This is a genomic window from Nostoc paludosum FACHB-159 (assembly GCF_014698835.1).
In the GTDB taxonomy this organism is placed as follows: Bacteria; Cyanobacteriota; Cyanobacteriia; order Cyanobacteriales; family Nostocaceae; genus Nostoc; species Nostoc paludosum.
Genome location: NZ_JACJTU010000026.1, coordinates 1 through 15,449 on the forward strand (window position 1 = coordinate 1; position 15,449 = coordinate 15,449).

The 15,449-nt window shown below is 41.9% G+C and carries 11 protein-coding genes; 4 read left to right on the forward strand and 7 right to left on the reverse strand.

What is annotated here, in order from left to right; genetic code table 11:
• Positions 1-139 precede the first annotated feature (139 nt).
• Both H6H03_RS23980 and H6H03_RS23985 read right to left on the reverse strand, forming a co-directional pair.
• Positions 140-1,234 (reverse strand): phosphotransacetylase family protein, encoded by a 1,095-nt coding sequence (locus tag H6H03_RS23980; protein ID WP_190957565.1) that lies wholly within the window; start codon positions 1,232-1,234, stop codon positions 140-142.
• A gap of 922 nt (positions 1,235-2,156) precedes the next feature.
• Positions 2,157-2,657 (reverse strand): sterol desaturase family protein, encoded by a 501-nt coding sequence (locus H6H03_RS23985; protein WP_190957566.1) that lies wholly within the window; start codon positions 2,655-2,657, stop codon positions 2,157-2,159.
• Between the two features lie 909 nt (positions 2,658-3,566).
• On the opposite strand from H6H03_RS23985, the gene H6H03_RS40525 reads away from it, so the two are divergent.
• Positions 3,567-3,713 carry a ribbon-helix-helix protein, CopG family gene (locus H6H03_RS40525; RefSeq protein ID WP_096538967.1) on the forward strand — a complete coding sequence of 49 codons (147 nt, stop codon included), beginning with the start codon at positions 3,567-3,569 and terminating at the stop codon, positions 3,711-3,713.
• A gap of 445 nt (positions 3,714-4,158) precedes the next feature.
• On the opposite strand, the gene H6H03_RS23990 is transcribed toward H6H03_RS40525, so the two are convergent.
• Positions 4,159-4,338, reverse strand: coding sequence for a RepB family protein (locus tag H6H03_RS23990; RefSeq protein WP_190957567.1), 180 nt, complete (start codon positions 4,336-4,338; stop codon positions 4,159-4,161).
• Positions 4,339-4,780: 442 nt separating this feature from the next.
• Between H6H03_RS23990 and H6H03_RS23995 the strand changes: the two genes are divergently transcribed.
• Positions 4,781-8,326 (forward strand): WD40 domain-containing protein, encoded by a 3,546-nt coding sequence (locus H6H03_RS23995; RefSeq protein ID WP_190957568.1) that lies wholly within the window; start codon positions 4,781-4,783, stop codon positions 8,324-8,326.
• A 7-nt stretch (positions 8,327-8,333) separates the two neighbouring features.
• On the opposite strand, the gene H6H03_RS24000 is transcribed toward H6H03_RS23995, so the two are convergent.
• The 4 genes from H6H03_RS24000 to H6H03_RS24015 are packed head-to-tail and all read right to left on the reverse strand — an operon-like array spanning position 8,334 to position 13,051.
• Positions 8,334-9,083, reverse strand: a complete 750-nt coding sequence (locus H6H03_RS24000) for an SDR family oxidoreductase (RefSeq protein ID WP_190957569.1) — start codon at positions 9,081-9,083, stop codon at positions 8,334-8,336.
• On the reverse strand, positions 9,067-10,101 hold the full coding sequence (locus H6H03_RS24005; protein WP_190957570.1) for an SGNH/GDSL hydrolase family protein: 1,035 nt from the start codon (positions 10,099-10,101) through the stop codon (positions 9,067-9,069). Before H6H03_RS24005 ends, H6H03_RS24000 begins: the two co-directional genes overlap by 17 nt.
• Positions 10,102-10,138: 37 nt before the next feature.
• A complete protein-coding gene (locus tag H6H03_RS24010; RefSeq protein WP_190957571.1) occupies positions 10,139-11,278 on the reverse strand; it encodes a 3-oxoacyl-ACP synthase III family protein in 1,140 nt (379 codons plus the stop codon).
• Positions 11,279-11,290: 12 nt separating this feature from the next.
• Positions 11,291-13,051, reverse strand: a complete 1,761-nt coding sequence (locus tag H6H03_RS24015; RefSeq protein ID WP_190957572.1) for a ScyA-related TPP-binding enzyme — start codon at positions 13,049-13,051, stop codon at positions 11,291-11,293.
• Positions 13,052-13,391: 340 nt separating this feature from the next.
• Between H6H03_RS24015 and H6H03_RS24020 the strand changes: the two genes are divergently transcribed.
• Both H6H03_RS24020 and H6H03_RS24025 read left to right on the forward strand, forming a co-directional pair.
• On the forward strand, positions 13,392-14,096 hold the full coding sequence (locus H6H03_RS24020; RefSeq protein WP_190957573.1) for a haloacid dehalogenase type II: 705 nt from the start codon (positions 13,392-13,394) through the stop codon (positions 14,094-14,096).
• 397 nt (positions 14,097-14,493) lie between these two features.
• Complete coding sequence (locus H6H03_RS24025; RefSeq protein WP_190957574.1) at positions 14,494-15,363, forward strand: DUF5895 domain-containing protein; 870 nt, start codon at positions 14,494-14,496, stop codon at positions 15,361-15,363.
• Positions 15,364-15,449 lie beyond the last annotated feature (86 nt).

The following is a 15,449-nucleotide window of genomic DNA, read 5'->3' on the forward strand; positions in this document are numbered from 1 at the left end:
AGGGGAGTGTGGGGAGTGTGGGGAGAGAGGGGAGAGAGGGGAGAGAGGGGAGAGAGGGGAGTGTGGGGAGATGGGGAAAAAGAGAATTTATGCTTCCCTTTCCTCCCACACCTCCCACACCTCCTGCTTGCCCCATGCCCTAAGACAATGCCGTTGCAGGAGTTAAACCAAGTTTAGATAACAGACGGTCAATGTCAAAATGCTCAACCATCAGCTGGCGAATATACTGAACCTTAATCGGTTCGTGGAGACGGACTTGACCAAAAGTGCGGTCAACAATTTCGACTGTGGTAAGGGTGTCTAAGTCAACAGATAAAATGGGAATTTCTAGTTCTTCAGCACGACTGAGAATGAATGGTGGGGGTGGTAGTTGCCCGGTGAGAATTAAACATTGGGTAGAAGTTTCCAAAGCAGCCTGCTGAATTTCGACGCGATCGCCTCCTGTTACCACTGCCATATTCCGGCGTTTGCGGAAATACTTCACAGCCGAGTTGACATTCATCGCGCCAATTGCCAGACTTTCCACCAACAAATCTAGGCGATCGTTGCGACACAGAACGTCGGCTTTTAATTGCTTAACGAGTTCGCCAACACTCACACTCTTGAGTAAATCGCTGTTTGGCAGCATTCCCAGCACTGGAATATCCCGCTGTTCTAAAAATGGGCGTAACACAGTGTCAACCGCTTTTAGTTCTGCCACAGGGATATCATTGATGACGACACCAATCAAGCGATCGCCCATACGCTCCTTAGCAGCCAATAATGCCTCAATTGAAAGCAACGATTTATAACGGGCTACTAACAGCACACCAGCATCCAATACCTCAGCCACTTGTAGTAAAGATAAGTCAAACAAACTGCCTTCAGACAAATCACCAGGCCCCTCTAGCAACACCAAATCTCCTGGCAACATTTGCGAATATTGCTGTAATAGCGACTGCTGATAATTTGTTTTGTCCTCCCCACGCAAGCGTTTTTGCACATTTAGTTCATCCAAAGCCAGCATTGTAGGTGCAACACGGTTTTCGGGCAGATTCAAACTATGAGCGATGAACTGAACATCTTCTTCAATTACAGTTCCGCTAGACGAATTCAAACATGTACCGAGCGGTTTACCGTAAGCTATATCCAGTCCTTTTTGCTGTAGCTGATGAGACAAACCCAGAACAGTTGCAGATTTACCGCTGTAAGTCTCGGTTGATCCAATCAGCAAATATTTAGGGGATTTGGGCACACATGCACTCCTAATTTCAAAAGTCAGAAGAACCCACTAGGTGTTTCCTAATTCTAGTTCGTTCTGGCAAAAGCCTCTCGCTCCTAGAAACTAGGATTTTTCAGAATATAGCCCTTGGAGCTTGGATGCAATACACAACGATACACAATAGGAAATTATGTGAAGCGAATTTGAAAAATGATTGTTAGAGGTAAGCATTCCTCTAACCCCACCCTGTTTTGAAAAAATAGTAATTGCTAGGGGGTGTTACCCAATCGCTGCATAAATCCAGATGTAGAGACTAGCAATTACAACGTCTCTACAAGGATTTTCATATCATGCACAATCGTTTTCACACATAAAATCAGCAAAGGCTGGTAGTCAATTATCTTTGGAAAAATTCTGTGTCTTTATAGCTTGAAAATTCAACCCTCAATTCACTACAAAATTAAGGGTATTTACGGTAAAACTTTTAAATTCAATGTCTCACTGATGGAAAATACACTTAGGTCAAGTGGGTTTCATGTGCGTAGCCGTAGCCCGTGGAACCCGCATTTCTCCAAGTTTGAAATGCAGAGGGGCACACGGGCAGAGGGGAAAGAACAAGGCACATTGAACTCTCCTCTGCTCCCCTGCTCAAGGTTTTGAGAGATGTGGTGAGAAATCCGGGGGTAGACATCCCTTGCAAATGTGAGAATAACGATTAGTTGTTTCTCATAAATATAAACTCATCAATAGTTGATTAATTTTCTAATTTATTGATTAAAAAATTCAGATATTGAAAATAGAGAACTAAGGCTGAAAAATGGAAAATGGCAGTAAGGAATGCGGAGAGTGGGGGGCACAGGGAGTAGAGGAAGCAGAAAAAGCAGTCCAGACAACCGACAAATGCCCCATGCCCTATGCCCTATTTAAAAATTTTTAGTTAAGCCACTAGCTTCGGTTAAATACGAGAGTAGCGGAAACGAAGCCTCAGCAGCCGTAGCCAACGCATCCAGATTTGTGCAGGTTGTTCAAAAAAGGTAAAAATGTCGCCAAAACCTAAATTCGTTTTGTGATGATGTAACCAGTGTCTCTCTGGAGTAGTAATAAATAGAATCTGGCATAAAATATTTACAGGCTTTGGAGTTTGCCAACCCAAAACGCTTATGTGTCTCCACCATACGTGAAATTGACCAAGCAGTAGTCCAACAATAACGCCGATGGGAGAAAAAGACCAGAGAACTACTGCTATGAGTATATAAGGCAAAGCTCCTAAGATCCCATCTAAAAGAACTTGAGGATTGAAAGTTAATATAGCGTAGTGACGAAAGTCCTTTTTCCAGGAGTGGTGCGTTTTTAAATGAAGGCTACCGAAAACATGCTCTGGTACGTGGTAAAAGAATGTAGATAGGAAATCGCCAAATAATAGTAATAACCAAGCAACAGCGATAGCCTCAAGCATTTTTACTCCTCAAGTTTAGTAACAAAACTCCACAGAAATTATCCAAATTTTATGCTGTCTGCGTAGACAGATGGTTTCCCAGTATGCAATAAGTATTTGTGTATCTTATGGGTCTACGCTCTAGTTAATTTGGTTGGCTCAAAGTGTGTGTAATTTAATAAGTTGCAGTTTCATCAATCTACAATCCTCAACGCACTAAAAAGTCAATGGTAAGAGCTTTGAATTTGGCTTCTACCTTTGCGTCAATGGAGACAATACATCTACAACCCGATGGGAATACCGTATTTTAGCACGGTTACTAGACAATCTTCTTACTAAGGCATACAGCTTGAGCAAAGATTGAGTTAAAATTAGTACAAATTTAGGTTAAGACTTGCGTGGACATTTTTGATTGCAAAAAAGTTGTAATTCAGCATCAATTGTGGAACTGGCCACAACGATAAAACAATCCCTGTCCAAGGAAACTAAGGTTATTGAAATGAGTAAGCAGGTTGACAATCAAATTGCTCCACAACAAAATCTAGGGTATGAATAATTAACTGGATACCCCAGTGAGCAGAGTATTTAATACTACTGAAATATTCTATGTAGTAGGCGATCGCCTCTGGCTTTTGTGTCTGGATTTTTAGAACTTACGCACTCAAGCTCTAAATCTAAATTGTCTTAAGCACTTTGAACAAGCAGCGTTATTTTTTCTACTAAAAGGCGCTAGTTTACAAGCGTGTAAGCCAAAAAAATTAGGTGATTAAAAATGTGATTGGATGATAAAGTACAACTGCAATATTACAATATTTACAAATTATCCTAATTTTATGGGTATCTTGGCAGATCCAAAATTTAGGTTACTTTCCAGTCGGAAAGGTAAAATCAGGTTTTGAAGTTATCAATACACGATTTAACTGTTTGAGCATGAACAAAAAATGGGCGGTCAAGCGAATTACTGTAAACTTGGCATCTAATGAAGCCAAAAACCTTGAAAAATATTGTGAACAGACCGGTAGGCCAGCAACGGATGTGATTAGAGAACTCATCCGGGCCTTGCCAGTGATGAAATGAAAGTAGTTCGCAATTTATTAGTAATGATTGAGAGGTAACAGCTTAGCGATGGCGTGCTGCGCTCGTTAACACTTGGCGCAGTACGCCTTCACGAAGCTGACTATCCTGTAGACACAAAGAGTACACGCGCCACTAAGTGGAATTTAAGTAAGGAGATTATTACCTTGATAACACTAGTGATTTCAATCATTACAAAGGTAATCTTTGTAACGTAAAAAAATGCGGTACGGGTGTCCACAAAATCTTATTCTTTTGGAGTGCCTCTAAACTGAGTTTATTAGGTTTTTGGAATTCTTCTTACCTTCTGTCCTTTATTTTTATTTGTAAATAAAATGACATAATAATCATTGTTAGATTGCACAATCGGAAGTCAGAGGATGTTTCTCAAGTTTCACTGTGGATATTCTAAATTCCAAACTTTTGAAACTTAGTATGAAAACTCAGGTTATGGTAATGAGCGAATGAGTTCCTCAATCACATCCGTTGCTGTTTGACCTGTCTGTTCACAATATTTTTCAAGGTTTTCGGCTTCATCTGATGTCAGGTTTATGGTGATTCGTTTGAGCGTCCTTTTTTTTGTGGATGTTGCTAATCTAGAAAATCTCTCTACAGCAGTATCACTCATTGTATTGATAGACTAAATATTTACAAACTTTCTTTATCAAGATTGCCAATTCACAATCGTCTTTACCAGTGAAAATCGAGATTTTAAGATTGAACTTAAGCTTTATGCCAGAATCAGATTACTGAAGAATTCATGTATTAAGCAACTAACATCACACGTAATAAATCTGGCATTACCCAAATCCAACAAGCTTTTAGTTAAACAGATGATGTCAGCAATACCCCAGACGTTACATCGTCTCTCGGCCAATAGATTTTGACTTATAGAAACCATTAGATTACCCAATATAGCTTTGATCGGTGAACATTTTGGCGTTAGACTTTTTTAAATCCTCTGCAATACGGGATAATTGCTATGTTATAAATATTACTCAAATATTTAGAGCAACCTCGTAGATAATTCTTTCTAGTCACAGGTGATTAAGCAAACGGTGAATTAATACATGACTTTACAGAATTGGAGACGTAAGCGTGGCGTTGCACTTACTACTAAAGGTTTGCAAAAAATAAAGGAAGCAAAGCATCAGTCAGAAGCAAAGGAAAATTTTGGAAACAGGTACACTCTCGAAGAAATGAGCGCACGTTCTGGATTATATTCAGGTACGATCTCGAAAGTGTTGAATCGGGAAGGAGGGGTTGACAAACAGACTATTGAGAAGTTGTTTTCAGCTTTTTCATTAAAAATAGATAAAAGTGACTATTCAAGCTCAAATAGTCGTCTAGATTGGGGAGAAGCTATCTTTACTTCAGTTTTTTATGGACGTACAGAAGAACTTAGTACGTTAGAACAATGGATTCTTGATGAAGACTGCCGATTAGTGACAGTATTAGGAATAGGAGGTATTGGTAAAACAGCACTGTCTGTTAAGTTCGCTCAACAAATTCAAGAAAACTTTGAGTATGTGATTTGGCGATCGCTACGAGAAGCCCCACCTGTTAAAGTTATTCTCAATAACTTAATTCAATTTCTCTCTGACGAACAAGAAACAGAAGCTAATTTACCAGAAAGTTTTAGCGAACGGGTATCGCGCCTACTTGATTATTTACAAAATAATCGTTGTTTACTAATACTTGATAATGCAGAATCAATTCTCCGTAGTGGTAGCCGCGCCGGAGTTTATCGAGAAGGATATGAGGAATATGGTGAGCTTTTAAGGCGGGTTGGAGAAGCAACTCACCAAAGCTGCTTATTGCTCACTAGTCGGGAAAAACCTAAAGAAGTAGCATTGCTGGAAGGAGAAACGCTACCTGTTCGCTCATTAGCACTCAGTGGTTTAAAAGTAGTTGAAGGGCAAGAAATCTTAAAACTTAAAGGGCTATCTGCGGCAGAGGATAAATTGCAAGTAATGATTGAACGCTATGCAGGTAATCCATTAGCGTTGAAGATAGTTGCCACCACAATTCAAGATATTTTTGATGGGAATGTAACTGAATTTTTACAACAAGACACTGCTGTTTTTGGCGACATTCGTGATGTTTTGGAGCAGCAGTTTGAACGCTTGTCTGATTTAGAAAAGGACATCATGTATTGGCTAGCGATTAATCGCGAGCCGATAACACTAAAAGAATTGCGAGATGATATTATATCACCAATACCACAAGGAAAATTACTAGAAGCTATAGAATCACTGGGAAGGCGATCGCTAATCGAGAAGGCTGCGCCTACGCTTAGTGAAAAAAGTAGATCGCTTTTTACGCTACAACCTGTAGTTATGGAATATGTGACTACCAGCTTGATAGAACAAGTTTGTGAAGAGATTGTCTTTGATAAGATTAATTTATTTAAGCGCCATGCTCTAATGAAGGCGACAGGTAAAGATTATGTTAAAGATACTCAAGTTCGTCTCATCATCAAACCAGTTATCGATGGTTTATTTCATAGCTTAAGAAGCAAAAAAAATATTGAAAATCAGCTAACTCAAATTCTTGGAACACTGCGAGAAAAATCTCCGTTAGAACCAGGATACACGGCTGGCAATATTCTTAATCTGCTTTGTTATCTGAAGACTAATCTAAATGGCTTTGATTTTTCTTATTTGACTGTTTGGCAAGCAGACCTACGTAACGTAAATTTGCACAATGTAAATTTTGCTTATACCGATTTAGCTAAGTCTGTTTTTGTTGAAACCCTCGGCGGTATTCATTCTGTGGCATTCAGCCCTGATGGAAAACTCTTGGCTACAGGGGATACTAATGGTGAGATTCGCCTGTATCAGGTTGCGGATGGAAAACAATTACTTACCGTCAAAGGGCACACAGGTTTTATCTGGCCAGTGGCTTTTAGTCCTGATGGTCATATTTTTGCTAGTGGCGGTGATGACCAAAAGGTCAAGCTATGGGATACTAATACGGGGCAATGCCTTGCAAATTTGGAAGGTCATAGTGGTGGGATTTGGTCAATTGCTTTCAGCCCAGACAGTCACTTGCTTGCAAGTAGCAGCGAAGACCATACGGTGAAGCTGTGGGATACTAGCAGCGAGCAATGCCTTAAAACTCTGCGGGGACATAATAATCGCGTTACATCAGTGGCTTTCAGTACTCAAGGTACTATGCTTGCCAGTGGCAGCGACGATCAAACTGTGAAGTTGTGGGATACTACCAGCGGCCAATGCCTCAAAAGTATGGGGGTTGATAATAGTGGGAGTAAGTCAGTTGCTTTCAGTCCCGATTGTCAAACTTTGGCTAGTGGCTGTCATAACCAAACTGTGATCCTATTTGATGTCACAACAGGTCAATGCCTTCAGACTTTGCATGGTCATACTGATTGCGTTAATTCTGTTGCTTTCAGTTGTGATGGTCAGATACTAGCAACTAGCAGTGATGACCAAACAGTGAAACTCTGGGATACAAGTACTGGTCGCTGTCTTAACACTCTACACGGACATAATAGCAGGGTTTGGTCAGTCGCGTTTAGTCCAAAAGGTAAGACGCTGGTAAGTGGCAGCGATGACCAAACGGTGAAACTCTGGGATACAAGCACTGGTCAGTGCCTTAAAACTTTACAGGGTTATTGTAATGGTATCTGGTCAGTCACCTTCAGTCCCCAAGGTACTACAATTGCTAGTGGCAGTAATGACCAAACAGTGAAGCTGTGGGATACTAGTACTGGTCAGTGCCTCAAAACTATGCGTGGACATAGTAATCGGGTCACATCAGTAGCCTTCAATCTTCAAGGTACTATACTTGCCAGTGGCAGTGAAGACCAAACAGTGAAACTTTGGGATGTTAGCAGTGGCGAATGTTTCAAAATTCTGTTGGGACATAGTAATCGAGTCACATCAGTTGCATTCAGTCCCCAAGGTAGTACACTTGCCAGTAGCAGTGAAGACCAAACGGTGAAACTGTGGGATACTAAGACCTGGCAATGCATCAAAACCTTACAAGGTCACACTCATTGGGTATGGGCAGTCGCTTTTAGCCGAGACAGTAAGATGCTGTTCAGTGTTAGTAATGACCAAACAGTAAAGTTGTGGGATGTCAGCACAGGTCGTTGCCTTCAGACTATGTACGGTCATACTGACTGGATTTGGTCAGTCGCCTTAAGTCCTGATGGTAATAAAGTGGCGAGTGGCAGCTTTGACCAAACAGTGAAACTTTGGGATGTCAGCACAGGCCAATGTATTGGAACTTTATATGGACATACTAGTGGCGTATACACAGTTGCCTTTCTAGATAATTGCACCCTTGCAACTGGCAGTGGCGATCAAATGATAAAGCTATGGGATCTGAATACAAGCAGTTGCGTAACAACTTTGTTAGCACATACCAAGTTAGTTTGGTCAGTCGCTTTTAGTCCCGACGGCCACACCTTGGTTAGTAGTAGTGAAGATGAGACTATTAAGCTTTGGAATGTCAAGACAGGTGAGTGCCTAAATACTTTAAGAAGCTATGGACGCTACCAAGGGATGAATATTACTAACGCGACAGGTTTAACTGAAGCTCAAAAACTTGCTCTGAAACATTTAGGAGCAGTTGAGAAACAGGATTAAACGACACTTACTGTGCGGTATATCCCCCATCAATTATCATATTATGTCCCGTAACAAAGGAAGCTAGGTCAGAACACAACCATACCACAGCTTCTGCAACTTCTTCTGGCTTGCCAATACGTCCTATAGGATGCCCAGCTGCAACTTGAGCAAGTAGGTCTGTGGGCACACTTGCAAACATATCAGTTTCAATGCTCCCAGGGCTTATAATATTCAGCCGGATGCCAGATTTGGCATATTCTATTGCTGCTGCTCTGGTTAAGGCAATAACTCCACCTTTAGTGGCACTGTAGGCGGCAGTACCTGGAGCACCTATCATACCACCAATTGAAGCAACGTTCACAATTGCGCCACCTTTGTGTTTGAGCATTGTACTAATCTCGTACTTGAGGCATAGCCACACTCCTTTAAGATTTACATCGAACATTTGGTTCCAGTCTTCTTCTGGCATTTCGATGAGTGGCCCAAAAATTGCGCGTCCGGCATTGTTACAAGCGCAGTCCAAACCTCCATAAGTATCCACTGTCTTGTTAACTAGCGCCTCCACTTCAGCAGCCTTTGAGACATCGGCTGGAACAAAAATAGCCTCTCCTCCTGCCTCTTGTATGCGGCGGACAGTCTCCTCTCCCTCAGCAATTCTACGACTGGCAGCTACTACTTTTGCTCCAACGCGTGCAAATGCGATCGCCGTTGCCCGACCAATACCCGATGAAGCCCCAGTAACTAATGCTACTTTCCCATCAAATTGACCTGTCATAGATGTGACTTTTCCTCCTAACTACTGTGTTCTGTATTAACTGATAACGGAGTTGTAGTGCCGAAGCTGTACCTAAAACACCAAAAGCCAACAGCCCTAAAATATTAGAAGCTTCAGGGACAGACGCTGGCTTCAGTATTGAAAATGCAGATTCTCCGATTAGTTGATGAGCAGCAGTTGTAGGATGAACTGGGTCCCAAAATAAAAACTCATCCGGATTACAGGCAACTGGTTGTGTAGGCAAATTTAAGGGCACCACTGACAAGTCTTGTATGCAATAGTTAGTGGCATTCGTGAGACCGAATTCCCCAGGCTCGGCGATTATCCTACTAAATAAGTCATTGACATTGAAAGGAATTATGTTGATATCAGGGTTTAGTTGTTGGCTCAAAGATTTGATAGTTGTGTTCAAGCTAGAGTTATGTGCATCAGTCAACGTACTGAACAAGCTGGGTATTTGACTGTTGAAGTTTGCAACCGGAAACTCTCCCAAATCTGGCAAATTAACTACCATAATATCTTGAGCGCCTACGGCAGCAAGTGATGTCACTGCCGCTGATATATTTGCGACTGCTTGATTAGGGTCAGGAACACCTCCTCCAAAGTAACTGAAGTAATCATTCGCACCAGCCCACACGATATAGAGGGCGTTGGGATTAGCAGAGGGATTTGCTGCTGTAAAACTATTGATTTGCCCCTGCAAACCAGGCAATCCTGGATTACTAATGTTATTGACTCCGGTGGTTGCCCCTCCAAAGGCAAAGTCGGCGCCAGGATTGAAGGATAACCCTAAGTCTTGTGCTAGATATTCTACCCAAACTAGACCATTAGAAAAACGTCCATTAAAGTATGTTGAACTTGGGGGAAAGGTTCCATTTGTGCCATTGAATGCATTTCCTGTATCAGAAAAGCTGTCACCAAAAACATAAATATCTTCGTAATTCTGTGCCGCTACTACTTTTAGCGGAAACATGAAAGACAACAGGAAAAATCCTGTAGTCACAATTGTTTTTTTCATTTAACTATTGATTATGCTTTAAATCCTGGTGGATATCTTAGCAAGAAATGATACTTCTAGTTTCAGAATTTTTCATTGTTGAATCAGACCCATTGTTGGGAGCAGAACCTAGCGCCACATCTCCCCAGCGCATGACACTTGCAGAGGCAGAACTGGCTGCACCAAAGCCATAGATCAAAACTAAGTCATTTTCGCGGATTTTATCCAAGTGTGCAGCGTGGTACAAATTGGCTACAGTTAGTGCTGGTCCAATGTTTGCATAGAGAGGGTAGACATTGATTGTGCGTTCTGGATCGATGCCCAATACACGCGTACAGAAACTCGCAAACCAAGCAGTCGGAGTATTAAAAATAAAAAAGTCAATTTGCTCTAAGGTCACACCCGCAGCAGCAATAGCTCCCTCACAACAAGTAAGCAGTAGATCCGCAGCAGTTTCGCCGATCGCTTTGTTCGTGCCCTTTGGCACCTGCATCCGAAACTGTTGATTACCTTGTTCGTCCTCAGTAAGTTTAAAAGAGAATTGATCGCACAAGATACTAGTATTAACTGTTTTTGTACCAAGAATGCCTTGGTTCGGTTTTAGTGAGCTAACCAAGAAAGCTCCAGCACCGTCGCTAAAAAACCATGAAAGAGTATCGTCTTTGTCGAAGAAGCGAGAGTACGTACATGAAATTGCTACTAGTGCATTGCGATGTATTCCTGCTTGTACCAAAGCACAAGCAGTTTGAAGGGCGATCGGGGTACTAGCACATGAGGCATCAAGATTCCATGCACCACACTGTAGCCCTAGTTGACGAGCAAGGAAGGCGGCATTCCCAAATCCAACTTGTTCTGGTAAAAACGAAGCGACGAGTAGAAGATCCACGTCGTTGGCAGAAAGCTTTGCCGCTTCGATGGCATTCTTTGCTGCACAATACTCTAGAGTCAGAGACGATTCACCAGGAGCAAGTATTCTCTGCTCAACAGTTCCCCGAAAAGGATCTGACAGATAAGGCATCATCTCTAACTCAAACTCGTTGCTGGGCTTGCAATTATCTAGAGAGATCATCTTTGCGAAGCTTTTTTGTTCTACTTGAGCAACTATCTCAGGGTATTTTTCTTTGTAGTAATCTTTTGTACGTCTAACGCTAGGAAAGCTAACTGCTAGCGAGCAAATGCCAACTGAAGGATATACCATGTCCCAGTTCTCTCAATAATTTGTAGCGCTTTGAGAAATTAAGTTATTAATACGATTTGCAATCGGTGCTTTCCAACTTGGGTCGATTATTACATCAAGAACGAACGGATTAGTTGAAACAAGCGCTTTCTCTAGTGCAGCCTGAATGTCAGACTCTCTTTCAACACGAATGCCATCGGCTCCCATCGCCCAGGCAATCTTAACAAAATCCGCCTGCGGAATTTCTACATTTATACCCTTGAAACCTTGCATTGTTGTTCCCTGCCCGCACATGTTGTAGCGCGAGTCATTGAGTACAATCCACACAGCAGGAATCTGGTGTTGCACGGCTGTGCTAATCTCGTTATTCATGAGCATGGCACCATCCCCAACAATAGCAACAGCCTTACCATTCATTGCATGTGCCGCACCTACGACGCCCGTAACGAAATGCCCCATAGACCCGAAGCCAGTGCTGACACGAAAGCGGCCTGGTTTACTAAATCGCAGATGATGAATTCCCCAGGCAAAGGAGTTACCGGACTCAGCCATCACTACTGCATCGCTTCCTTCAATAATTACCTGTTGAATCGCATCCATAAGTACTTTGGGTCGCACTAAACCGCTCCTACATGGCTTGATTAAATCAAGTTCTGGTTGAGGCAGCGTTATCGGCTTTGAGTGACTATTCTTTGCTGGAAAGTACTTCAGTAACTCCTTCAGGAAGACTTTGATATCAGACTGGATAGCAAATGTCTTGGCATCTGGGTACGCTGCTCCTGGTACATTTGGGTCGATGTCAACATGTAAAAATCCTTGCTCAGGGATCATGGTAGGGTTCCAGAACGAGGTAAACTCACCAAGGCGCGTTCCCAAAACCAAAGTATGCAAGGGACAGTACTCTTCCATATATGTCAAAACAGACTTGTGTCCACCAAAGCCCGTAACTCCTATAAATTGTGGATGATCTTCTGGAAAAATCCCTTTACCACGCGGCGAACACATCACAGCAGATCCTGTTCTTTGAGCAAGTTGGCGAATCTCTTCGGCAGCCTGGCGCGCACCGAAGCCAACCCAAATGGCAAAGGGTCTTTCAGACAGTAATCGGGCACATTCTGTGATTGTTTCCTCAGTTACTGTTGCTACAGCATGAGACAGAGTTACTTCTGGCAACGAAGTCTTTAGTGAATTTGTTTGAATATTTGTCGGAATACTTATATGAGCTACAAATCCTCCTGGTTGTGCTAGCCCAACAGTAAGCCTTCGAGAAACCTCTGGAAGTCGATCGCTACATTCAACAGTAGCTGCGTAATGAAATATTTGCTCCAACGAACTAACAATACCTGTGCAGGGGGTAGTGTATGCGGTGGTTTCTTGGAAAGCCCAACGTCCTCGCTGTGGTGCCGAAGTTGACGCTGACACAAAAATTACCTTAGCGCCCTCCCAACCAGCAGCTAACAATCCTGTCAAAGCGTTGGTAATTCCTGGCCCTGTGGTAGCGAACACTACAACCGGGCGATCGCTAGCAAAGTACGCCTCAGTGGCCGCAAAAGCAGCTCCAGCCTCATGCCGAAAGTGCAGCACCTGAATGGAGCTATTGTGTAGTGCAGCCCATACTGGCGCGATCGCACCTCCCGAAACCCCAAAAGCATACTCAACTCCCAGATTTTCTAGGATTTTAACCACTGCCTCTGCTACCAAAAAAGGTCTGGATGGCTTGCTATGAGATTGCTGTTCAGTTGAGTTTAATTCTTTACTGGTATCTGCTTTGATATCCTCAAATTTAGCATCCATACAAACTATCTTAGGAATATTTTCCTCTGCCTTGTAACATTATCCCACACACGTAGACTTAACTAAATATTTATTGTCAATATCGTACAGGATACTGTAAATATCAGGCTTTTAGCTTACTTTATTTTTCTTTACATAGTTTAGTTTTGTTGTACCGTTCTACTTACTTATCTTCACAGAGTTTAGTATTTGATTGTATATCTACTTAAACCCAGCTTTGATATAAGAGAGATGTTTAGAGACTTTAATAACGCCATATATGGCGAAAATTAGACGAATTTATCTGTTTTTTGGCTTGTGAAAACTCAACACAATTAATCAAATTCTGGAGTATAAAAACGTGATTGACTTTAATAAGTACAAAGCTTTAACCTTCGATTGCTATGGAACCTTAATCGATTGGGAGAACGGTATCTTAGGGGCGCTCAAGCCAGTTCTGCTGGCACACAACCAAAATTTAAATGACAATCAAATTCTGGAACTTTTTGCTCAATTGGAAGCAGAAATCCAACAAGGAGAATACATCAAGTATCGAGAAATTTTGAAGAGAGTAGTCGAGAAATTTGGTGAAAAAATTGGATTTGAGCCAACTAATGACCAGATAAATTCACTTCCTGATTCAATTCAGTATTGGCGACCTTTCCCAGATACCGTTGAGGCACTTAAAAACCTCAAGCAAAAGTTTAAGCTAGTAATTATATCAAATATAGATGACGATTTGTTCGCTTTCTCAGCAAAGCATTTGGAGGTCGAATTCGATGAAATAATCACAGCAGAACAAGCAAAAAGTTACAAACCTTCCTTAAATAATTTCAAAGTTGCTATTGAGAGAATTAATCTACCCTTGGAAGAAATATTACATGTTGCGGCTAGTGTTTATCACGATATCGTTGCAGCCAAATCTCTAGGACTATCGACAGTCTGGGTGAACCGTCGAGCAAATCGACAAGGAACTGGTGCTACTGTATCAGCAGTCAGTCAACCTGATTTAGAAGTCCCTGATTTGAAGACCCTCGCTGCTTTGAGTTCAACAAAACAGTCCTGAATATAGGATTCATATTTGATTTTTGGTATACAGGTAGTAGTGTGACAAGACTAAAATGTTGCAAGAAATTTTATTGTGGGATGGGTGTCCTCACCCGTCCGGGCGGGCTTTCCTGCCCACCCCACGCAAAGAAAAACAAATGACTAATCACTAATGGCTGTTGTTAAAAAACAAAACAGGGATTGCAACATAGATTAATTCTGCCTTACTCTGGAAAAACTACTATGGCAGTTTGGCGTAACGTTCGGCAGTCCTTTGGAGCGATTTATTATACCATAGCGTTGGACTAACCGTAACGTAGTTGTTTCTAAACTTGAGGACAGCACATAACTGTCTCACCAAAATCAGCTTCCTGCCGATAAACTTGTTCAAGAAAACACTTTGATAGCCTAAAACGATGAAAGCATCTGCTAATTTCGACTTTGAAGACGAGAAATTCAATGCACCGCCTTCTCAAGTCATCCCCTGGTGTCAGATGATTAATCCTCGGTATGGCGCAGATGGTATGCAATCTTACGGTTTGGCGCTGAAGCTTGACAATGCCAATGCTGTCGGCTTTGTACCAGATGAAAATTGGCAGCAGGTAGAGCATGAATTTACCTCTGGAGTAGAAACTGTCTTTATGAGCACCACTCCACGCTTAGTTATAGTGCGGCGGGGGCCATTGTCTGTCAAAGACCGAGAAACGGGTCTGAAACTGGGTACGCTCAAAGATAACTATGATGCTTTTTTAGCAGACAAACTTAAATTTAAAACCTTTACTCGTTATTTAATTTTTATAGTGGGAGAGAATAAAAAGTTTTTACATCAATCGCCACTACAATTAACGCTTAATGGTGCAGCAGGAGCAAGTTTCAGCAAAACTTACTGCGACTTCCAACAAGGGAAAGTAGTTAGTGGATTCGTTGCGGAACTAGAAAAGGCTTATGCTGTCTATCGCAAGCAACCGTTAACGCCAAAAGGCCCTTTATTCCACGCTCATGGAATTTTTTGCCCGATAATTGAGTGTGAAGAAAGAGGCATTGAACCAAATACAGTTTTAGTAGCTTCAACTGTAGATTACAAACATCCGACGGTAGGAACTTTAACACAATATTTAATTGCTTCTGATTCTCTGGAGTCTGCAATTATCTGTAAGACTTTTGAAGAATACAAAGAATTTGCCAAGGAACCTGTAAAACCAGAAACACCCAAAATGGCAATGGCAGGGGTTTCTAGTTCTTATGTGTATGCTGATGAAGATGATTTTGCTTATCCGCCGTATTAAGTAGGGATTGGGGATTGGGGATTGGGGATTGGGGATTGGGTACTGGGAAAACTCTTCCCTAGTCCCTAGTCCCCAGTCCCCAATAC